The organism is Anaerobacillus sp. ABA4_114 (genome assembly GCF_056159065.1).
Genome location: NZ_JBSWUM010000001.1, coordinates 1,573,799 through 1,596,091 on the forward strand (window position 1 = coordinate 1,573,799; position 22,293 = coordinate 1,596,091).

Sequence of the window (22,293 nt, forward strand, 5' to 3'; positions counted from 1 at the left end):
CCATGGATTTGGAAAAAATCGAGAATCCGAAATTTTTAAAAAAATATAATGTTGAACAAATGACAGAGTTAGCAGAAGATATTAGGGAGTTCTTGATTAACAAACTTTCCGTAACAGGGGGACACTTAGGACCGAATCTTGGTGTCGTAGAGCTCACGATCGTGTTACACAAAATCTTTGACAGTCCGAAAGATAAGTTTCTTTGGGATGTAGGGCATCAAGCATACGTCCATAAGATTTTGACAGGAAGAAGTACGCAATTCGATACTCTCAGAAAATATAAAGGACTCTGTGGGTTTCCAAAACGGAATGAAAGTGAACATGATGTATGGGAAACAGGTCATAGTTCGACTTCTCTCTCTGCAGCTATGGGAATGGCGGCTGCCCGCGATATTAAAGGAACAGACGAAAATGTCGTGGCGATCATCGGTGATGGTGCATTAACGGGTGGAATGGCTCTAGAAGCACTCAACCATATTGGTCACGAACAAAAAGATATGCTCGTCATATTGAATGATAATGAAATGTCCATTGCTCCTAACGTTGGTGCACTCCACAATGTTCTTGGGAAAATGAGGACTGCTGGTAAATATCATAAAGCAAAAGAGGAACTTGAATACTTATTGAAGAGAATTCCCGCGTTCGGTGGCGCATTAGCTTCCACAGCTGAACGTGTGAAGGATGCAATGAAATACCTTTTAGTTTCTGGAATCTTTTTTGAAGAGCTAGGTTTTACGTATCTCGGTCCGGTGGATGGTCATGACGTGGACGCTCTTATGGAAAATATTAACTATGCCAAGAAAACAAAAGGACCAGTGATCGTTCACGTTCTGACTAAAAAAGGAAAAGGCTATCACCCCGCTGAAAACGATCAAATTGGGACGTGGCACGGTGTGAGTCCATACAAAATTGAAGCTGGAGAGCAAATTAAGCCTAAAGCTGCTGCCCCTGGTTACAGCAAGGTAGTTAGTGAAACGGTTCGAAAACTAGCTGAAAAAGATGATCGGATCTCAGTTATTACCCCTGCTATGACAGTTGGGTCTAAGTGGGAAGCATTCGAGAATCAATTTCCAGACAGATTGTTTGATGTAGGGATCGCAGAGCAGCATGCAACAACGATGGCTGCGGGACTTGCTACTCAAGAATTAAAACCTGTACTGTCTATTTACTCTACGTTTTTACAACGTGCATATGACCAATTAGTTCATGATGTTTGCCGTCAAAACCTGAATGTATTGATCGCTATAGACAGATCTGGCCTAGTCGGTGCTGACGGTGAAACGCATCAAGGTGTATTCGACATCTCATTCCTTCGTCACCTTCCAAATATGGTTCTAATGATGGCGAAAGACGAGAATGAGCTACAGAACATGGTCTACACAGGATACAAATATAATAGTGGTCCTATTGCAATTCGCTACCCTCGTGGAAATGGCATCGGGGTTTCAATGGATAAGGAACTAAAAGAAATACCGATCGGTTCTTGGGAAGTGTTAAGAGAAGGATCTGATATTGCACTTCTTTCATTCGGTCCTACCCTACAAGATTTATTAAAAGCAGCCGAGCAATTGGAAAAGGAAGGCATTTCAGCAAGAGTCATCAATGCGCGCTTCATCAAACCGCTTGATGAGAAAATGATGTCAGAGCTTATCCAAGAAGGTATCCCGATGCTGACTGTTGAGGAATCGATTTTGCAAGGTGGTTTCGGAAGTGCTGTTTTAGAGTATGTAAATGACAGTGGGTACCAGCATGGAACGATTGAGAGAATGGGTATTCCTGATACGTATATTGAGCACGGAAGTGTAGGAGAACTGTTGAAAGAAATTGGTTTGACTGCGGAAGATATTGCTGAAAAGGCAAAGAAAATATTACCAGCAAAGCAAAAGAGGGCATAGAGTAACATGGCAAAAAAAGAAAGACTAGATGTGCTCCTTGTTAATCGAGGGCTGATCGATACAAGAGAAAAAGCAAAGAGAGCGATTATGGCGGGTTTGGTGTATTCTGAATCCGAGCGATTAGATAAGCCAGGAGTCAAAGTTAACGATGATATTGTTCTCCATGTCAAAGGCGACACACTCCGTTATGTTGGGCGAGGCGGTCTCAAGTTAGAGAAAGCAATCGAGACATTTGAGCTTGATTTAAGGAACAAGGTCGTCCTTGATATCGGTTCTTCAACAGGTGGTTTTACAGATTGTGCCTTACAAAACGGGGCTTCAACAGTTTATGCACTCGACGTTGGATACAATCAGCTGGCATGGAAACTTCGTGTAGATGACAGAGTGGTAGTCATGGAAAGAACAAACTTTCGATATTGTACGAAAGATGATTTTACAAGTGGATTACCTGAATTTGCTTCCATCGATGTCTCGTTTATTTCTCTTAAAATCATCCTTCCTGTCTTGAAGACGATCTTTGAAACGAGTGGGGAAGTTGTCGCACTTGTCAAACCACAGTTTGAAGCTGGAAGAGACGACGTAGGAAAAAAAGGAATCGTCCGAGACAAAAAAGTACACCAAAGAGTATTAGAAGATATGGTCGAATTTGTGACTGAATCTGGTTATCAAGTCAAAGGGCTTTCGTTCTCTCCTATTACAGGTGGGGAAGGGAATATTGAGTTTCTTTTGCACCTTGGATGGAAACAGGTTCATGAAGGTTTAGTAGAAGTAAATGTAGTTGAAGTAGTCGATCAGGCACACAATCAACTTTGAAGGATACATACGTGTATCCTTTTTTTAATCGATCTGGTTACGAAAATAGCGTACGATTCAAATGAATATTTATGTATGCCTATACAAAAAGAGGATAGGGCTATATAATAAGGCTGACGTTACATATGTGTATTTTTTTGGAGGGTTTTAAATGAATAAAGGTCAACGCCATATAAAAATCCGAGAGCTAATAGCCAATCAGGACGTAGAAACTCAGGACGAGCTTGTTTATTGTTTAAAAAGTGCAGGGTTTAATGTTACACAGGCGACTGTTTCAAGAGATATAAAAGAACTCCATCTCGTAAAAGTACCTACGATCGATGGTAGGTATAAGTACAGTCTTCCAGCCGATCAGCGATTTAATCCTCTGCAAAAACTAAAAAGAACGTTAACTGATGCTTTCATTAGTATTGATGATGCTGATCATTTAATCGTTATGAAGACGTTACCAGGAAATGCGAACGCTATAGGAGCATTGATCGACAATTTAGATTGGGAAGAAATAATGGGAAATATCAGTGGGGATGATACAATCTTAATTATTTGTAAGAAGCCTGAACATGCCCCTCTGATTTCTCAGCGCTTTATCGATATGTTGTAATATGATGATCTTTGAAGGTGGGAGAATATGTTAGCCGAATTATCTATTCGCAATTTCGCGATCATTGAAGCGGTAACTGTATCGTTTGACCGTGGCCTAACTGTGCTTACTGGAGAAACCGGAGCAGGAAAATCCATTATTATCGATGCGATCGGCTTACTGGTTGGTGGTCGAGGTTCTGCTGAATTTGTAAGATATGGCACAAAAAAAGCAGAAATTGAGGGTTTGTTTCATATTGACGAAAACCACCCATCGATACAAAAGCTAGAAGATGTCGGAATCGAAGTATTGGATGATATGGTGGTGTTGAGAAGAGATATATCCAGTGCAGGGAAGAGTATCTGTCGAGTGAATGGCAAGCTCGTTACGCTTGGAATCTTGCGAGAGATTGGTCAATCATTGATCGATATCCATGGTCAACATGAACACCAAGACCTTATGCAACCTGATAAGTATCTTTCTTTGCTTGATAATTTTGGAGAACGTTCGATTGGTCCAGCCTTGGAAGAATATCGAGGGATATACAACCGCTACAAAAAAGTTCGAGAACAGCTGAAGCATTTGACTGAAAACGAACAGCAAATGGCACAAAGACTTGATTTGATTCAATATCAGCTTGAAGAGATTACAAAAGCGGAATTAATCCCGAATGAAGATGAAGATCTCATGGAGGAAAAGCTCCGTTTAGGGAATTTTGAAAAGTTGTTTGGTGCACTTCAGGATGTTTATCATTCACTCCAGGGGGATAACAAAGGTCTAGACTGGTTAGGCTTAGCAATGTCCCAACTCGAAACGGTCTCAGATCTTGATGAAGAGTTAAAAGAGTACCATGAAGAAGTGGCAAATCAATTTTACCTTTTAGAAGAAACGTTAGGCAAAATTAATTCATATAGAGATCAACTCGAATTTGACCCGACGAGACTAAATTTTGTTGAAGAACGTTTAAACGAAATACAAGGGTTAAAGAGAAAGTACGGTGAGTCTGTCGAAGAAATCCTAGAGTACGCTGCTTCGATCGAAGATGAAGTCGATAAATTAACTCACAGTGAAGACCGAATTGTAGAGCTTGAAAATGGTTTAGCTGACATAACGGCGGATTTAAGGGTTGAGGCTGATAACTTAACAAAGCTTCGGAAGCAAATTGCCGACAAACTTGTTAGCGCTATTCATGAAGAATTACAAGATCTATATATGGAGAAGACAGAATTTGCTATCAACTTTAATGTGACTGGAAAACAGGAGTTCCACATGTCTGGTAAAGATGACATCGACTTCATGATATCAACAAACCCTGGTGAGCCTTTAAAACAACTTTCGAAGACCGCTTCAGGTGGAGAATTATCGAGGATCATGCTAGCTCTCAAATCGATTTTTTCAAAACATCAGGGAATCACATCCATCATATTTGATGAAGTCGATACTGGCGTAAGTGGACGAGTTGCTCAGGCGATGGCAGAAAAAATCCAACGTCTTTCTTCAGGTTCTCAAGTTTTAGTCATCACGCACCTTCCTCAAGTAGCAGCGATGGCTGATCATCACTTATATATTTCTAAAGAGGAAACAGGAGAAGGTAGAACGAAAACGAGCGTTGGAAAATTAAGCACTGATGAAAAGATAGAAGAACTTGGAAGAATGATTTCAGGTGCTGAGATGACTGAATTAACGAAGAAGCATGCAAAAGAATTATTATTGCAGGCTGATCAAATAAAAACATAAGATGAAATGCTATCCAACTAAGGATAGCATTTTCATTTTTATCGGTTATAATAACCGTCTGCTAAGGCAAAATTATAAGTACAGCCATGTTGGAGGTGTGGGCAAGAGCGAGGAGAGTGAAGGTTTGAAGACACAGATAATTAGAAAAGTGATTGGTGCAGTTCTCCTTGGTTTAATAATTGCTTTTGGATTTTCAAATCCAGTTCAATTATTTCTTTCGATTCCAGATGAAATCGTTTTGTTTGAAGGAGATCAAACTGACATCTCATCTGTTATGACCACCGCTTCAACTGTAAAAAATCCTGACGTGATTAGTGTTAACAAAAATTCAGATCAGATTACAGTTAAAGGTGTAAGCAGTGGTTCAGATATACTTGATTTTACAGTAGGTACGTTTCCTATCAAGCAAGTAGGTGTTAAAGTCCTTCCTGATTTTAAAGTAATACCTGGTGGACAATCGATAGGTGTGAAGCTGAATACCCGTGGTGTACTCGTTGTAGGACATCACCTTATTCATACAACTAAAGGAGACCGTTCCCCCGGCGAAGTAGCTGATATTCAAGTGGGAGATATCATTACGAAAATCAATGGTCAATCCGTCCAAAAAATGAGTGACATAGGAACGATTGTAAAAAAAGTTGGACAAGATGGTAATGCTTTAAAAGTAACGATTGTACGTGAAAATAAGGAACTAAACAAAAAATTGGTTCCTGTTAAGGACAAATCGGACTCAAAGTATCGAATCGGACTTTATATTAGAGATTCTGCTGCAGGAGTAGGTACCTTAACGTTCTATCATCCAGACAGTAAGAAATACGGTGCTCTAGGTCATGTAATATCGGACATGGACACAAAGAAACCGATCGTTGTGCATCATGGTGAGATCTATAGCTCTTCAGTTACTTCGATTGAAAAAGGGAGCAATGGGCATCCTGGTGAAAAACTAGCCAGATTTTCAAATACCGATCATAAGTTAGGAACGATAACTCGTAACAGTCCATTCGGTATCTTTGGTGAAATGAACAATCAAGTTAAGAATGGCATGTATGATAGACCAATGCCGATCGCATTATCACATCAGGTGAAAGAAGGACCGGCTAAAATCTTGACTGTTGTGAAAGGTAGCGAAGTAAAAGCATACGATGTTGAAGTGGTTAGCTCTATTCCACAGAAGTTTCCTGCTACTAAAGGAATGGTCATAAAAGTTACTGATCCTGAATTGTTAAAGGAAACCGGTGGCATTGTACAAGGAATGAGTGGAAGCCCGATTATTCAAGACGGGAAAGTTATCGGAGCAGTAACGCACGTGTTTGTAAATGACTCGACATCTGGTTATGGGGTTCACATAGAATGGATGCTTGAAGAAGCAGGAATCAATATTTATAAAGAAGATCGTAATGGTCAGCGAACAGCGAGCTAAAAAAAGCTCAATGTTCGCTTTCTTTCGTTATATAAGCATGATATACTTTGTATGAAGAAAATTCGACAAAAGTAATAGAGTATTCAGAAAATGTAGAATAATGAAGTAAGCTGAAGAATTAAAGAGATAAATGCAGGATTTGTATTAAATTTAAATGTTTTTAGAAATTTTAGAGGAAAATTATGTGGCCCGTTGAATTTCTATATAACGGTAACCAAACTTGGGAAGGAGAGACGGAGCCGTGCAAAAAATTAAAGTTTGCCTAGCAGATGATAATCGGGAATTAGTTAACTTAATTGAGGAATATATGTCTCGACAGGAGGATATTGAAGTTGTAGGGACTGCGTTCAATGGCCAAGAATGTCTTGAGGTACTCGAAGAAGAAGAGCCTGATGTGTTAGTTCTTGATATCATTATGCCCCACCTCGACGGACTAGCTGTTCTTGAACGTTTACGAGAAATGAATTATACGTGCAGCGTAATCATGTTGACGGCATTTGGACAAGAAGATGTAACGAAGAAGGCGGTCGATCTTGGAGCTTCGTATTTTATACTTAAACCGTTCGATATGGATAACCTTGCTAGTCATGTGAGGCAGGTAAGCGGTAAGAAAACGACATTTACGAACAGCACACAATCTTATAAACGTCCAGCTAGAGAAAACAAGCCTAGAAACCTAGATGCGAGCATTACGAGTATCATCCATGAGATTGGAGTACCTGCACATATCAAAGGTTATATGTACTTAAGAGAAGCAATTACGATGGTATACAATGACATTGAATTGCTCGGGTCGATCACAAAAGTTCTATATCCTGATATTGCGAAAAAGTTTAATACGACTTCTTCTAGGGTTGAGCGTGCAATCCGTCACGCGATCGAAGTCGCTTGGAGTAGAGGGAACGTTGAATCGATATCCAACCTGTTTGGTTATACGGTCAGCATGTCAAAGGCAAAACCAACGAACAGTGAATTTATCGCAATGGTTGCAGATAAACTCAGAATCGAACATAATTCGGAAAACTATTCACACACAAGATAATAAGCATAAAAAAACAAAGTCGATCAGGACTTTGTTTTTTTATGTCTATTTGAAGAAAATCGCTGTTGAACTTTATTCCGCTTTCGATCTCGATAGAAGATAAAACCTCCTACGAACGCTAGTCCAGCTAGAAAAAACACTAAACCTAAAATAAATTGTAAAATGAGCGAAGTAAAGGGAGGAATCGTTATCCCGAATACAACATCTCTCATTAATTTAATTCCATAAACCCCAATTAATCCGGGGATCAGCACAATAAGGAGAGCTAATAATCGCATATGGTGCGCATCCTTTCTACAAATACTATTGACATTGTAGCGAAGTAAACAGTTCGTGTCTATGACAGTTGTAAACGCTTTTTGACAAATTTTCGAAACGAACCATGCATGATTTGTCAAAACTGATATTTAGTTGTATGATAAGTATGAAATATATTGCATGTGAGAAATGCAGGTGATGAATAATTGCGCAAATGTATGATCGTTGGAGCTGGGAACGGTGGTAACGCGTTACTAAATATCCTTCGAGAAACAAAGATGATGAATGTCGTAGCGGTTGTGGACCTTAATGAAAACGCACCTGGTATGATTACAGCTAAAGAGGCAGGAATAAAGGTTTATAATGACTGGACGATTCCATTATCCCATTTTGAAATCGATGTCATTATTGAAGCAACAGGGAGAGACAGTGTTTTTAAAGAAATACGTGAAAAACGCAGTAAGAAAACTGTACTCATTCCAGGAGCAGTTGCAAACGTCGTATTGCACCTGATCGAAGAAAAAGAATTGTTGATCGATACGCTCCGGCATCAATCGAAATTACAAGAAATCATACTCGATTCCACACATGATGGAATGATCGCGATAGATAAAGATGAATGTGTGACGCTGTTTAATAGGAGCGCAGAAAAAGTAACCGGTATTAGTAAAGAAGAAGCTATTGGTAAGCCAGTAGGCTCGTTGATGGCGACGAGTCGACTCCCTAGGGTCCTTGCCAGTGGACACTCCGAAGTGAATCAGGAACAGCTTTTACCAAACGGAAAGAAAATTATAACAACAAGGATACCATTATTAGACAGCAATGGGTCTCGTGTTGGAGCGATGGCAGTCTTTCGAGATATGACTGCAATCGAAGAAATGGCTCAAGAAGTTACGAACTTAAAAAGCATTCAGTCTATGTTAAAGGCAATTATCCAATCATCTGATGAAGCGATATCTGTTGTTGATGAAAATGGTAGAGGGTTGATGATCAATCCTGCTTACTCCAGATTGACCGGATTAGATGAAGACGAAGTGATCGGAAAGCCAGCAACAACAGACATATCTGAAGGTGAAAGCATGCACATGCGTGTATTGAGCTCTAGAAAACCTGTCCGTGGCGTTCAAATGAAAGTCGGTCCAAAGAAGCGTGATGTGGTTGTTAATGTTTCCCCAGTAATCGTTGATGGGCGGTTAAAAGGAAGTGTAGGAGTCATCCATGACGTATCTGAACTGCACTCGTTAAACAATCAACTTCAAAGAGCAAGACAAATTATTCGAACCCTTGAAGCGAAATATTCGTTTGAAGACATTATTGGAAGCTCTGAAGAAATGTCGTTCTCTATACAACAAGCAAAGCTCGCCGCCTCAACGCCAGCAACTGTGTTGCTGAGGGGGGAATCTGGGACAGGCAAAGAATTATTCGCGCACGCGATACATAATGCAAGCGATCGAAAGTTCAACAAGTTTGTTAGAGTCAATTGTGCTGCTATCGCTGAATCCTTGCTTGAAAGTGAGCTTTTCGGTTATGAAGATGGTGCTTTTTCAGGAGCAAGACAGGGCGGAAGAAGAGGTCTGTTTGAAGAATCGAACGGCGGGAGCATTTTTCTCGACGAAATCGGTGAACTATCTCTAAGTACACAAGTAAAACTGTTGCGTGTTCTTCAAGAGAAAGAAATCGTTCGTGTAGGTGGTACGAATCCGATATCCATCAATGTCAGAATAATCGCTGCTACGAATGCAAAACTTGAAAAGAGAATAATGGATGGTTCATTTAGGGAAGATTTATATTATCGATTGAATCGCATGCCGATACAGATACCACCACTTAGGCAACGGAAAGAAGATATAGGCTTTCTATCGGACCATTTGATAGCCAAGATTAATCAGGACTACGGGAGAAATGTTGAAGGCATTACTCCTAAAGCGTTAGAGTATCTCAAGCAATATGAATGGCCAGGGAATGTGAGAGAGCTTGAAAATGTTTTGGGAAGAATTGTCATCCATATGGATGCAGCTGAGTCAGTTATCCAACTGTCTCATATCCCATCGTTATTAAGTGAGACGAAAAATGCTGATCTTCTCTCGGTTGAAAGAACTCCTGAGAAGTCTCTGTCACAACTAGTGGATGAGTTTGAAAGGAAAACGATTGACCAAACCCTTCAATACTATGGCGGAAACAAAACGGCTACTGCCAAAGCACTAGGAGTATCTTTAAGAAACCTCTATTATAAGATGGAGAAACACGGGGTTGAATAAAGTGGCATGCAAGAATTTGCGCACTTTGCAAAAGGTTGCATGGTAATGATGGGGAAAATGCGCGATCTAATACCTTTTTAAACTTGGCATGAAAATTGCATTATATAATGTGGTGGACACGAAGGGAGAGACATCATGAACCTAAACAACTTATTGAAGGAAGCTACTGAGCAAACGAACAAAGTAGTGGCTTTAGCAGCAGCTGCAGATGAAGAAGTGATCGAAGCTGTGAGAATGGCTGTGAATCAAAAGCTCGCTTCGTTTATTCTCTATGGCGATGAAAAACAAATCATGTCCATATTAGAAAAGAAAGATCTCACTCATTCTGAAGATGTACGTGTCGTGCATTCCTCAGATGATAAGGACTCATGCAAATCAGCTGTAACCGCTGTCAGAAATGGTGAAGCCGATGTCCTGATGAAAGGGATGGTTTCGACTTCAACCATTCTAAAAGAAGTGTTAAACAAAGAGTATGGCCTTAGAAAAGGCAAAAGTCTTTCGCATCTTGCGGCGTTTGATGTGCCTGGATATGACAGAATGATCTTTGTTACTGATTCTGGCATGAATATAGCACCTGACCTTCAGCAGAAGGTTGATATCGTAAACAATGCAGTAGAAGTAGCTACTTCGATCGGTATAAAAACACCGAAAGTTGCACCTCTTGCAGCGGTAGAAGTCATTAACCCATCGATGCAAGCAACCCTCGACGCTGCCGCTTTAAGTCAGATGAGCGTTAGAGGTCAAATAAAAAACTGTGTGGTCGATGGCCCACTTGCTTTGGATAATGCTATTTCAGCTAAATCCGCAAGTCACAAAGGAATAAAGAGTGAAGTAGCTGGATTTGCTGATATCTTGCTAGTGCCTTCAATCGAAGTAGGCAATGCACTTTATAAATCTCTTGTCTATTTCGCTAATGCGAAGGTCGGGGGTATCATCGCAGGAGCTAAAGCTCCAATCGTATTAACTTCACGATCTGATGATGCAGAAAGTAAAGTTTATAGTATCGCTCTAGCAGTAAGCTCTACCAATAAATAAGAACGATCAGGGAGGAAGATTTAAATGGAACTATTCAAATATATGGAAACTTATGATTATGAGCAGGTTGTTGTGTGTCAGGATAAAGCATCAGGTTTAAAAGCGATTATTGCTATCCATGATACGACTCTTGGACCAGCACTAGGTGGAACAAGAATGTGGACATATGATTCAGAAGCAGATGCTTTTGAAGATGCTCTTCGATTAGCGAAAGGGATGACCTACAAAAACGCAGCAGCAGGTTTGAACTTAGGTGGAGGAAAGACAGTTATCATCGGTGACCCTAGAAAAGATAAGAACGAAGCAATGTTTAGAGCATTCGGACGTTATATCCAAGGCTTGAATGGTCGTTACATCACCGCTGAAGACGTTGGTACAACGGTTCATGACATGGATACGATTCATGAGGAAACGGAATACGTAACAGGAATTTCTCCTGCTTTCGGTTCTTCAGGTAACCCATCTCCTGTAACTGCTTATGGTGTTTATGTTGGTATGAAAGCTGCAGCGAAAGAAGCTTTCGGTACGGATTCACTTGAAGGTAAGACTGTAGCTGTTCAAGGAGTCGGTAACGTAGCTTACAACCTTTGTAAACATCTTCATGAAGAGGGCGCGAAACTCGTTGTTACAGATATCAACAAAGAATCTGTAGATCGTGCAGTTTCTGACTTTGGAGCAAAAGCTGTAGATATTGATGATATTTACACAGTGGATTGCGATATTTTTGCTCCTTGTGCCCTTGGTGCAGTCATTAACGATGATACGATTGGGAAGATTAAAGCAAAAGTAATCGCAGGTGCCGCAAACAACCAGCTTCGTGAAACGACACACGGGGACCAAATCCATGAAATGGGTATCGTATATGCTCCTGACTATGTGATTAATGCAGGTGGAGTTATCAACGTTGCTGATGAATTGTATGGTTATAACCGCGATCGCGCGATGAAGCGTGTTGAAGGAATCTACGACAATATCGCTAAGGTCATCGAAATCTCTAAACGAGACGGTATTCCTACTTATGCAGCAGCAGATCGACTTGCTGAAGAAAGAATCGAAGCAATGAAACAATCAAGAAGCCAATTCTTGATGAACTCTCAACACATTTTAAGTCATCGTAAGTAACGGAGGGTTTCAAGTGACTGATAAAGAATATCGACTACTGGTAATCAACCCAGGTTCAACGTCAACAAAGATTGGTATTTTTGATAATGAGCGAGCAGTGTTTGAGAAAACACTCCGTCATGATGCAGAAGAAATCAATCAATTTGAAACAATCATCGATCAGTATGAATTTAGAAAGAGCACGATTCTAGAAGCACTAGATGAAGAAGCGATAAACATTTCGCGACTTGCCGCCGTGGTAGGTCGCGGAGGCCTTCTTCGCCCGATAGAAGGTGGAACTTATTCTGTTAATGAGCAAATGCTTGAAGATTTAAGAAATGGATTTTCTGGTGAGCATGCTTCCAACCTTGGCGGAATCATCGCCTTTGAGATTGCAGAACAACTTAACATTCCATCCTTTATTGTTGATCCTGTTGTGGTTGATGAACTACAGGACGTGGCTAGACTTTCTGGTGTCCCAGAAATCGAGCGTAAAAGTATCTTTCACGCATTGAACCAAAAAGCAGTAGCTAGAAGGGTTGCTGGACAGCTAGACAAGAAATATGAAGACCTTAATTTGATCGTTACTCATATGGGCGGTGGAATTACTGTTGGCGTCCATAAAAACGGGAAAGTGATCGATGTTAACAATGGTCTACATGGAGAGGGGCCTTTTTCACCTGAACGAGCGGGCACAGTTCCCGTGGGTGATTTAGTTTCAATGTGCTTCTCAGGAGAGTACTACGCTGAAGAAATCATGAAAAAACTAGTAGGACAAGCAGGTTTCGTTGGCTACTTAGGTACAAATGATGCTGTGAAAGTAGAAGAATTAATCGAAGCTGGTGACGAAAAAGCTAAGCTTGTCTATGATGCGATGGCATATCAGATCGGCAAGGAAATCGGTGCTGCAAGTGCGGTTTTATGCGGTGAAGTAGATGCGATCGTGTTAACTGGTGGAATGGCTTATGGCAAACAATTCGTAAAACAGATCACAGACCATGTTAAATGGATTGCAGATGTCATGGTTCACCCAGGAGAGAACGAACTTCAAGCTCTCGCAGAAGGTGGCTTGCGCGTACTAAGAAATGAAGAGGATGCGAAAGAGTACCCCAACACAACGGTTAGTACGATGGTTTTAAAATAATTTTTTCGCAAAAGGAGAATTTGGATGGCTGAAGAGTACGATCTCGTCATAATTGGTGGAGGTACGGGCGGTTATGTTGCCGCGATCCGTGCCTCTCAACTCGGTTTAAAAACAGCGATTGTAGAAAAACGTGAGCTTGGAGGTACATGTCTCCATCGCGGGTGTATTCCAAGTAAGGCGTTGCTAAGAAGTGCTGAAGTTTTTGCGACAGCAAAACACGGTGAAAAATTTGGTGTGACGGCAAAAGAAGTTGCGCTTGATTTTGAAAAAGTTCAAGAACGTAAACAAAGCATCGTAGATCAGCTCCATAATGGTGTGAAACATCTTATGAAGCAAGGGAAGATCGACGTTTACGAAGGGTTTGGAAGAATTTTAGGACCATCTATTTTCTCACCGATGCCTGGAACCGTTTCCGTTGAAATGAACAACGGGGAGGAAAACCCTATGTTGATTCCAAAGAACGTCATCGTTGCGACGGGATCAAAGCCTAGAACATTGCCAGGACTTGAAGTGGATGAAGAATATGTCATGACTTCTGATGAAGCACTCCGTATGGAATCTCTTCCTTCATCGATCATCATCGTTGGAGGTGGTGTTATCGGTATCGAGTGGGCTTCCATGCTATCAGACTTCGGTGTTGAAGTAACCGTACTTGAATATGCTGATCGAATCGTACCGACAGAAGATCATGAAGTATCAAAAGAAGCAGCTCGTTTGATGAAGAAAAAGGGCATCAAGCTTTTCACTGGTGCTAAGGTTATGGGCGACACACTTGAAAAAGGCGAAGGTGTTTCCGTACAAGCAGAACACAAAGGTGAAATGAAAACGTTTAACGCGGAAAAAATGCTCGTATCTGTAGGTAGAGAAGCGAACGTAAAGAACATCGGACTTGAAAATACGTCGATTAAAGTTGAAAAAGGCGTTATTGAAACGAATGAGTTTTTCCAAACAGCTGAATCTCACATCTATGCGATCGGTGATGTGATCGGAGGAATGCAGCTAGCACACGTTGCCTCTCACGAGGGAATTACTGCGGTTGAACATTTGGCTGATCAAGATCCTGCACCAATGGATTATTCAAAAGTACCAAGCTGTATCTACAGTAGTCCTGAAATGGCTAGCGTAGGATTAACGGAAGAAGCTGCAAAAGAGCAGGGTCATAACGTCAAAACTGGTAAGTTTCTCTTTAAAGCTATCGGTAAAGCGCTTGTCTTCGGTGAATCAGATGGGTTTGTAAAATTAGTTGCAGATGCAGATAATGATGACCTTCTAGGTGTACATATGATCGGTCCTCATGTTACTGACATGATTTCTGAGGCAGGACTTGCGAAGGTACTAGATGCAACACCTTGGGAGATCGGTCATACGATCCACCCTCACCCAACCCTTTCTGAAGCGATCGGTGAAGCAGCATTAGCAGTTGATGGTAAGGCGATTCATTCTTAATATAACTCGAATGAGGAGGTAGAAATAATGGCTAACAAGACAGAAAAGCGTCACGAAGCTCTAGGGCTAACTGATGAGCGTGTACTAGAAATGTACGAAACGATGTTATTAGCTCGAAAAATTGATGAACGGATGTGGCTTTTAAACCGCGCAGGAAAGATTCCTTTTGTTATTTCATGTCAGGGACAAGAAGCGGCTCAGGTAGGTACAGCATATGCAATGGATCCAGAAAAGGATTTTGTAGCACCGTACTACCGTGATATGGGTGTTGTCTTAACATTCGGAATGACAGCCAAAGACCTAATGCTATCAGGTTTTGCTAAAGCAGAGGATCCAAACTCTGGCGGAAAGCAGATGCCAGGACATTTTGGTCAGAAAAAGAACAATATTATTACTGGTTCATCACCTGTAACCACACAGGTCCCGCATGCTGTAGGATTTGCGCTAGCTGGACGCATGGAAGGAAAAGATTTGGTAACGTTCTGTTCATTTGGTGAAGGGTCGTCAAACCAGGGTGATTTCCATGAAGCTGCAAACTTCGCAGGTGTGCACAAGCTTCCAGTACTCTTTGTATGTGAGAACAACAAGTATGCGATTTCTGTTCCTGTTTCAAAACAGTTAGCTTGTGAAAAAGTGTCTGATCGTGCAATAGGCTATGGTATGCCAGGTGTAACAGTTGATGGAAACGATCCATTAGCGGTATATGAAGCTGCAAAAGAAGCTGTTGAAAGAGGTCGTCGTGGAGAAGGACCAACACTTATTGAAACGGTTTCCTATCGTTTGACTCCTCACTCAAGTGATGATGATGATCGCGCTTATCGTACGAGAGAAGAAGTTGAAGAAGCTAAGAAGAAAGACGCTGTTATCACGTTTGCTGCTTATTTGAAGGAGTCTGGTGTTCTAACAGATGAGATTGAAAATGAAATCAACGAACGTGTGAAAAAGGAAGTTGATGAAGCTACGGAATACGCAGAAAATGCGGATTATGCACCTGCTGAAGATGCTATGAAGCATGTATATGCAGAGTAAGGGGGAGTAATAATGCCAGTCATTTCATATATTCAGTCAATCACACAAGCACTAAGAGAAGAAATGCAGCGTGATGAGAAGGTATTTGTACTTGGAGAAGATGTTGGTGTAAGAGGTGGCGTTTTCAGAGCGACAGATGGCCTTTATGATGAGTTTGGAGAGCATCGCGTGATCGATACACCACTAGCAGAATCTGCGATTGCTGGAGTTGGAATCGGTGCAGCGATGTACGGTATGAGACCTGTTGCTGAGATGCAGTTTGCTGACTTTATTATGCCAGCTGTTAACCAAATCGTCTCAGAAGCTGCGAAGATTCGTTACCGTTCTAACAACGATTGGAGCTGCCCGATCACAATAAGAGCTCCTTACGGTGGCGGCGTCCATGGTGCATTGTACCATTCACAATCTGTTGAAGCATTGTTTGCAAATGTTCCAGGATTGAAAATTGTAATGCCTTCTACTCCATACGATGCGAAGGGCTTACTAAAGGCAGCTATCAGAGATGAAGATCCAGTCTTATTCTTTGAACATAAACGTGCTTACCGTTTAATAAAAGGCCAAGTGCCTGAAGAAGATTACACCCTTCCAATCGGTAAAGCAGACGTGAAGCGTGAGGGTGAAGATATTACCGTTATTACATATGGTCTTTGTGTTCACTTTGCTTTGCAAGCAGCTGAAAAACTCGAGAAGGACGGCATCTCAGCTCATATTCTCGATCTTCGCACAGTATATCCGTTAGATCGTGAAGCGATCGTTGAAGCAGCTAAGAAAACTGGAAAAGTACTTCTCGTAACAGAAGACAACAAAGAAGGTAGTATCATGAGTGAAGTATCTGCCATCATTGCTGAAGAGTGTCTATTCGATTTAGATTCTCCAATACAGCGCCTTGCAGGTCCAGATGTTCCGGCAATGCCTTATTCACCACCGATGGAGAAGTACTTCATGATCAATCCTGATAAAGTTGAAAAAGCAATGCGAGAGCTTGCTGAATACTAAAAGCGTATTTCGAGGGAGGTTATAGCATGGCAGTTGAGAAAATATTGATGCCTCAGTTGGGAGAAAGTGTCACTGAAGGTACGATAGAAAAATGGCTAGTTGAAGTTGGCGATACTGTTAATAAGTATGATCCAATCGCGGAAGTCAATACAGACAAAGTAAATGCTGAAGTGCCATCTTCTTTTACCGGCAAGATTAAAGAACTTGTAGCTAATGAAGGTGACACGTTAGAAGTCGGTGAACTTGTTTGCTATATTGAAATTGAAGGTGGAGGTTCTGCTGAAGAGACGCAAGAAGACTCTACTGGACAAAAAGCGATAGAGAATATTTCAGAAGATAAGAAAGAACAAGAGCAGGAAGATCAAGCGATGAAGAAGCGTTACTCTCCTGCAGTATTACGAATGTCACAAGAGCACGACATCGACCTTGATCAAGTAAGCGGTACGGGTAAAGGTGGACGAATTACTAGAAAAGATCTTCAGAAGATCATAGATTCTGGTGAAATTCCTTCACCTAAAGCCGAGAAGGAAGCGCCGAAGCAAGCAGCACCTCAAGAAGCACCGAGTGCTCCAAAAGCTCCTCAAGCAGCGCCTGAGAAGGAAGCAGCAGAAGTTCCTGTTGGTGAAGGTGATATTGAGATTCCTGTAACCGGCGTCCGTCGTGCGATCGCTAACAATATGCTTCGCAGTAAGCATGAAGCTCCTCATGCGTGGACGATGGTAGAAGTCGATGTGACGAACTTAGTTGAATATAGAAACAGTATTAAAGATGACTTTAAGAAAAAAGAAGGCTATAGCTTAACATTCTTTGCTTTCTTCGTGAAAGCTGTTGTCGAAGCTTTAAAGGAATTCCCTCAAATGAATTCGATGTGGGCTGGTGACAAAATTATTCAGAAGAAAGACATCAACATCTCGATTGCAGTTGGTACTGACGATTCTCTATTTGTTCCGGTTATTAAAAACGCTGATGAAAAATCCATCAAAGGCATTGCTCGTGAAGTAACAGAGCTTGCTAAAAAAGCAAAAACAGGTAAGCTTAAAGGCGATGAAATGCAAGGTGGAACCTTTACGGTAAATAACACAGGATCATTTGGTTCTGTTCAGTCAATGGGGATTATTAACTACCCTCAAGCTGCTATTCTACAAGTTGAGAGTATCGTTCAGCGTCCAGTTATTATGGATAATGGAATGTTTGGCGCTCGTCACATGGTCAACTTATGTTTATCTTTAGATCACCGTGTGTTGGATGGTATGATCTGCGGTAAATTCCTTGCGCGTGTGAAACAAAACCTCGAGAATATTTCTAAAGAAAATACTTCTGTTTACTAATAAAATCGGCCGTCTCAACGATGAGACGGCCATTTTCTTTAATAATCAAAAAGGATTCTTGGAATTTTCAACGCATTCGCGATACAATATAATGTAAGATGTACCGAGATAAGGGAGGAATTATGGAATGTCTATGGATTTTAATCTATTTATGAATGATGTGGTCGCTACAGCAAGAGAAGAGATTAAAGCTGCTGGCTATCAAGAACTAACGACTTCTGAAGAAGTTGAAGAAGTCATGGCGAAAAAAGGAACGACTCTTGTAATGGTCAACTCAGTGTGCGGCTGTGCTGGGGGCGTTGCACGTCCTGCAGCCAAAGTAGCTGTTTCTAACGAGAAAACACCTGATCATCTCGTAACCGTTTTCGCAGGCCAAGATAAAGAAGCTACTGCAAAAGCGCGTTCTTACTTTACTGGATTCGCACCATCTTCTCCTTCATTTGCACTTCTCAAAGATGGAGAGATCATCAACATGGTAGAACGTCACGAGATCGAAGGAAGCGACCCGGAAGAAGTAGTGGGAATGCTTCAATACCTTTTCAATAAATATTGCTAATAACAGAAGGCGGCAGGCTTGGACCTGTTGCCTTTTTTCTGTTATTTTAGAAGGTTTCCGTTTAAGGATGAGACTTTGTAGGATATTAAGGAAGTATAACGAGGTGGAAGGAAGTATAGGAATTGAAACTGAAAATCGGTTATCGAACATTAAAAACCGCAATAGGTACAGGAACAGCGATCACGATCGCACAAATTTTCTCACTAGATAACTATGTTTCAGCGGGGATCCTTACGATACTCTGTATCAAACCTACGACGAAACGGTCGTTTCTTAGTTCGTGGCAAAGGTTTCTTGCCTGTTTGCTTGGAATTTTGTTTAGTGCAGTATTTTTTGAGGGGATCGGGTACAATCCGTTAAGTATATCCCTATTGCTACTTATGTTTATTCCAGCAGTAGTTGCAATAAAAGCGACGGAAGGCGTCATTACAAGTTCAGTTATCATTCTTCATATTTATAATTTTGGTACGATAAGTTGGGATATCGTCTTCAATGAAGTAGCGATTATTGTGATTGGAATAGGGGTGGCGCTGCTATTTAATCTTTATATGCCTAATTTAGAAAAAGATCTGTTGAAGTACAGGGTACAGATTGAAGAAAAGTTTTCGGTGATCTTGATGGAATATGCCGTCTATCTTAGACATGGGGAAAGTTCCTGGGATGGTAAAGAGATGCTTGAAGTCGGAGATGCTCTACAAGAAGCGAAAAGCATTGCGCTCAAAGATATCGAGAATCATATGCTGCGTGATGATGATAAATATTATAAGTACTTTAAAATGCGTGAAAAGCAATTTTTCATACTAGAAAGGTTACTTCCGATCATTTCTTCTCTTGATCAAACCTACATACAAGGACAGAAGATGGCTGAGTTTATGGAGAAATTAAGTCATGCTGTAAAGCCGCAAAATACGGCAAGCGTCTTTCTTGATGAGCTATACGAAATGAGAGAAGAGTTTAGAAATTCAGCGTTACCATCAGATCGATCAGAGTTTGAAACACGTTCTGCCCTTCACCATTTCTTGAACGAGATCGAACAGTATCTATTATTAAAGCGGTACTTAAAGCCAGGAGCTTTTTCAAAGGACGAATGATTTCATTGCAACGATGCATCCTAAGAAGAAAAAGGGGGGTTTTTCTTGGGATCGTTCTTTTTCACAATGTTGCTTACGATGTCGGTCATCTTCCCGATTGGTGACACCATAGTTGGGGATCCATATATTATTGTAAACAAGAAGACGAATCAAGTCGCTTTCATTCAACAAGGAAGAATCGAGAAAGTTTTACCTGTAGCTACCGGTAAAAGTAATGAGTTGACCCCAGAAGGCACATTCACGATCGTTGTAAAGGCTGTAAATCCTTATTATCGAAAGAAAAACATTGCCGGCGGTGATAAACAAAACCCGTTAGGAACGAGATGGATCGGTTTTGATGCGGAGGATACAGATGGAAGAATATATGGATTACACGGCACCAATAAACCTTCATCGATCGGTAAGTATGTAACAGCAGGCTGCGTGAGACTTCATAATGAAGAGATTGAAAAGCTGTTCGATGAGGTACCGATCGGAACGAAAGTTTTGATCACAACGAGCCCTGAATCCTTTGAAACGTTAGCAATAAAAGTTGGTGCTCTTTCGAAACAAAAAACAGAAGGTGCTGTCTTACACTAAGACAGCACCTTCTGTTTTTATATTTTTTAAAATAACATCGCTGTAGCTCCAGCAAATAAGCTTAGTAGCATCGAGATGATCATGATGTATACAACGACCTTCGTTGTTTTTCGGGGCATGAAAGTCCCTCCCTCAATTGAACATTCTATCGTTATTTTACATGTATTTGTATGGAGGTACAAGCTTAATAAACGAACAACTTCTGAGCTGATTCTACAATTTTTTTGTATCCAGGAAGGAAAACGCTTTCTTTATGAAGAATAGTATATAAGTTAGACATCTTATTTCGGCATAATGCGACTAGACAGGGAGGAATGGGGATGACAACAGATCAGAAGGATTTTCAAAAGCAATTCGAAGAATGGAAAGCGTTAACTGAGAAGTTATTAAACAAATTTCCTGAGAAGAAGGAAGAGTTTGTTACGAGTTCAGGAATCGAAATAGATCGTCTTGCTCACCCAAATGTGCTAGATGAAACATATATGAAGAAACTTGGTTTTCCAGGTCAGTACCCTTATACACGTGGTATTCAACCGACGATGTACAGAGGGCGAACGTGGACGATGAGGCAGTACGCAGGATTTGGATCTGCTGAAGAAACGAATTCCCGTTTTAGGTATCTACTAGATCAAGGTCAAACCGGCTTATCAGTAGCGTTCGATCTACCAACGCAAATCGGTTATGACTCTGATGATATGATGGCAAAAGGTGAAGTAGGGAAAGTAGGAGTAGCGATCGATTCACTCGATGACATGGAAGCGCTTTTAAAAGATATACCGTTAGACAAAGTTAGTACTTCTATGACCATCAATGCCCCTGCTGCTGTATTACTTGCTATGTATATTGCTGTAGCTGAAAAGCAGGGTGTTTCTCAAAGCGAAATTTCAGGTACGATACAGAACGATATATTGAAGGAGTATATTGCAAGAGGAACTTACATCTTTCCACCTAAACCATCGATGAGGTTAATCACGGATATATTCGCATATTGTGCAGAACATGTGCCGCGTTGGAACACGATCAGTATTTCTGGCTACCATATTCGTGAAGCGGGTTCTACAGCTTCTCAGGAGCTTGCGTTTACGATTGCGAACGGTATCGCTTATGTAGATGCTGCGATTGAAGCTGGGCTAGCAGTTGATGATTTTGCTCCTCGCCTTGCGTTCTTTTTCAACGGGCATAATCAATTTTTAGAAGAGGTTGCAAAGTTCAGAGCAGCACGAAGAATTTGGTCAAAAATCATGAAGGAACGCTATGGGGCTAAGAAGGCTAAGAGCTTGCAGCTGCGCTTCCATACACAAGTTGCTGGTTCAACGCTGACCGCACAGCAGCCTGATAACAATATAGTAAGGGTTACGATTCAGGCTTTAGCTGCCGTTCTAGGTGGGACGCAGAGCCTTCATACAAATGCCAAGGACGAAGCACTTGCTCTTCCTACTGAGGACTCTGCTCGTATTGCGCTTCGTACTCAGCAGATTATTGCAAATGAGAGTGGCGTGACCGACACAGTTGACCCATTAGGCGGCTCTTATTATATTGAGAAGTTAACAGATGAGCTAGAAGAATATGTATTCAATTATATCGAGAAGATCGATGACATGGGTGGTGCAGTGTCCGCAGTTGAACAGGGCTATATGCAGCGTGAAATACATCAGGCAGCGTATGAAACGCAGAAGAAGATTGAATCTGGGGAAGAAATCGTTGTAGGCATGAACAAATATACATTAGAAGATGAACCGAAGCCTGAATTACACCGTATCGATCCAGAGCTTCAACGAAAACAAATCGAAAAACTAACAGAACTTAGAAGTCGTAGAGATTCTAGTCGAGTGAGCGCTCGGTTAGCAGAATTAAAAGAAGGCGCGAAAGGTGATGCCAATTTAATGCCGCTTATTTTAGAGTGTGTGAAAGATTACTGCACAGTGGGAGAAATTTGTGGCGTACTTAGAGAAGAATTTGGAGAATATACAGGAGTTTAACTGGGG

The 22,293-nt window shown here is 41.1% G+C and carries 20 protein-coding genes; 18 read left to right on the top strand and 2 right to left on the bottom strand.

Features of this window, described 5'->3' with window-relative positions; genetic code table 11:
• Positions 1-2: 2 nt before the first annotated feature.
• The 6 genes from dxs (at position 3) to spo0A (ending at position 7,487) form a co-directional block, all read left to right on the top strand.
• Positions 3-1,895, top strand: coding sequence for a 1-deoxy-D-xylulose-5-phosphate synthase (gene dxs / locus ACXAEY_RS07885; protein WP_270179219.1), 1,893 nt, complete (start codon positions 3-5; stop codon positions 1,893-1,895).
• A gap of 6 nt (positions 1,896-1,901) precedes the next feature.
• Complete coding sequence (locus tag ACXAEY_RS07890; protein WP_474811192.1) at positions 1,902-2,708, top strand: TlyA family RNA methyltransferase; 807 nt, start codon at positions 1,902-1,904, stop codon at positions 2,706-2,708.
• Between the two features lie 151 nt (positions 2,709-2,859).
• Complete coding sequence (gene ahrC / locus ACXAEY_RS07895; RefSeq protein WP_270179217.1) at positions 2,860-3,309, top strand: transcriptional regulator AhrC/ArgR; 450 nt, start codon at positions 2,860-2,862, stop codon at positions 3,307-3,309.
• 27 nt (positions 3,310-3,336) lie between these two features.
• Positions 3,337-5,025 carry a DNA repair protein RecN gene (gene recN, locus ACXAEY_RS07900; protein ID WP_474811195.1) on the top strand — a complete coding sequence of 563 codons (1,689 nt, stop codon included), beginning with the start codon at positions 3,337-3,339 and terminating at the stop codon, positions 5,023-5,025.
• A 124-nt stretch (positions 5,026-5,149) separates the two neighbouring features.
• Positions 5,150-6,445, top strand: a complete 1,296-nt coding sequence (gene spoIVB / locus ACXAEY_RS07905) for a SpoIVB peptidase (protein ID WP_270179215.1) — start codon at positions 5,150-5,152, stop codon at positions 6,443-6,445.
• A gap of 241 nt (positions 6,446-6,686) precedes the next feature.
• On the top strand, positions 6,687-7,487 hold the full coding sequence (spo0A, locus tag ACXAEY_RS07910) for a sporulation transcription factor Spo0A (RefSeq protein ID WP_270179214.1): 801 nt from the start codon (positions 6,687-6,689) through the stop codon (positions 7,485-7,487).
• 23 nt (positions 7,488-7,510) lie between these two features.
• Here spo0A and ACXAEY_RS07915 read toward each other — a convergent pair whose 3' ends face one another.
• Positions 7,511-7,765, bottom strand: coding sequence for a DUF2627 domain-containing protein (locus ACXAEY_RS07915; protein ID WP_270179213.1), 255 nt, complete (start codon positions 7,763-7,765; stop codon positions 7,511-7,513).
• Positions 7,766-7,951: 186 nt separating this feature from the next.
• Here ACXAEY_RS07915 and ACXAEY_RS07920 point away from each other — a divergent pair, with 186 nt between their 5' ends.
• From ACXAEY_RS07920 to ACXAEY_RS07970, 11 genes are all read left to right on the top strand, one after another.
• A complete protein-coding gene (locus tag ACXAEY_RS07920; protein WP_474811198.1) occupies positions 7,952-10,003 on the top strand; it encodes a sigma-54 interaction domain-containing protein in 2,052 nt (683 codons plus the stop codon).
• A gap of 135 nt (positions 10,004-10,138) precedes the next feature.
• Positions 10,139-11,038, top strand: a complete 900-nt coding sequence (yqiS, locus tag ACXAEY_RS07925; RefSeq protein ID WP_270179211.1) for a phosphate butyryltransferase — start codon at positions 10,139-10,141, stop codon at positions 11,036-11,038.
• A 24-nt stretch (positions 11,039-11,062) separates the two neighbouring features.
• Positions 11,063-12,160: a branched-chain amino acid dehydrogenase gene (bcd, locus tag ACXAEY_RS07930; protein WP_270179210.1), complete on the top strand. Its 1,098-nt coding sequence runs from the start codon at positions 11,063-11,065 to the stop codon at positions 12,158-12,160.
• Positions 12,161-12,173: 13 nt separating this feature from the next.
• Positions 12,174-13,283: a butyrate kinase gene (gene buk / locus ACXAEY_RS07935; protein WP_270179209.1), complete on the top strand. Its 1,110-nt coding sequence runs from the start codon at positions 12,174-12,176 to the stop codon at positions 13,281-13,283.
• 24 nt (positions 13,284-13,307) lie between these two features.
• On the top strand, positions 13,308-14,729 hold the full coding sequence (gene lpdA / locus ACXAEY_RS07940; RefSeq protein WP_270179208.1) for a dihydrolipoyl dehydrogenase: 1,422 nt from the start codon (positions 13,308-13,310) through the stop codon (positions 14,727-14,729).
• Positions 14,730-14,756: 27 nt separating this feature from the next.
• On the top strand, positions 14,757-15,758 hold the full coding sequence (locus ACXAEY_RS07945; RefSeq protein WP_474811202.1) for a thiamine pyrophosphate-dependent dehydrogenase E1 component subunit alpha: 1,002 nt from the start codon (positions 14,757-14,759) through the stop codon (positions 15,756-15,758).
• Between the two features lie 12 nt (positions 15,759-15,770).
• A complete protein-coding gene (locus tag ACXAEY_RS07950) occupies positions 15,771-16,754 on the top strand; it encodes an alpha-ketoacid dehydrogenase subunit beta (RefSeq protein WP_270179206.1) in 984 nt (327 codons plus the stop codon).
• A 26-nt stretch (positions 16,755-16,780) separates the two neighbouring features.
• Positions 16,781-18,082: a dihydrolipoamide acetyltransferase family protein gene (locus ACXAEY_RS07955; protein WP_474811205.1), complete on the top strand. Its 1,302-nt coding sequence runs from the start codon at positions 16,781-16,783 to the stop codon at positions 18,080-18,082.
• A 127-nt stretch (positions 18,083-18,209) separates the two neighbouring features.
• Complete coding sequence (locus ACXAEY_RS07960; RefSeq protein WP_270179204.1) at positions 18,210-18,638, top strand: BrxA/BrxB family bacilliredoxin; 429 nt, start codon at positions 18,210-18,212, stop codon at positions 18,636-18,638.
• 122 nt (positions 18,639-18,760) lie between these two features.
• A complete protein-coding gene (locus ACXAEY_RS07965) occupies positions 18,761-19,729 on the top strand; it encodes an aromatic acid exporter family protein (protein ID WP_474811207.1) in 969 nt (322 codons plus the stop codon).
• A 66-nt stretch (positions 19,730-19,795) separates the two neighbouring features.
• The gene (locus ACXAEY_RS07970; protein ID WP_474814764.1) at positions 19,796-20,308 is read left to right on the top strand and encodes a L,D-transpeptidase; all 513 of its coding nucleotides are present in this window, start codon (positions 19,796-19,798) and stop codon (positions 20,306-20,308) included.
• Between the two features lie 26 nt (positions 20,309-20,334).
• Here the strand turns inward: ACXAEY_RS07970 and prli42 are convergent, their stop codons facing one another.
• On the bottom strand, positions 20,335-20,427 hold the full coding sequence (gene prli42, locus ACXAEY_RS07975) for a stressosome-associated protein Prli42 (RefSeq protein WP_270179202.1): 93 nt from the start codon (positions 20,425-20,427) through the stop codon (positions 20,335-20,337).
• A 201-nt stretch (positions 20,428-20,628) separates the two neighbouring features.
• Here prli42 and ACXAEY_RS07980 point away from each other — a divergent pair, with 201 nt between their 5' ends.
• A complete protein-coding gene (locus ACXAEY_RS07980) occupies positions 20,629-22,287 on the top strand; it encodes an acyl-CoA mutase large subunit family protein (protein WP_270179201.1) in 1,659 nt (552 codons plus the stop codon).
• Positions 22,288-22,293 lie beyond the last annotated feature (6 nt).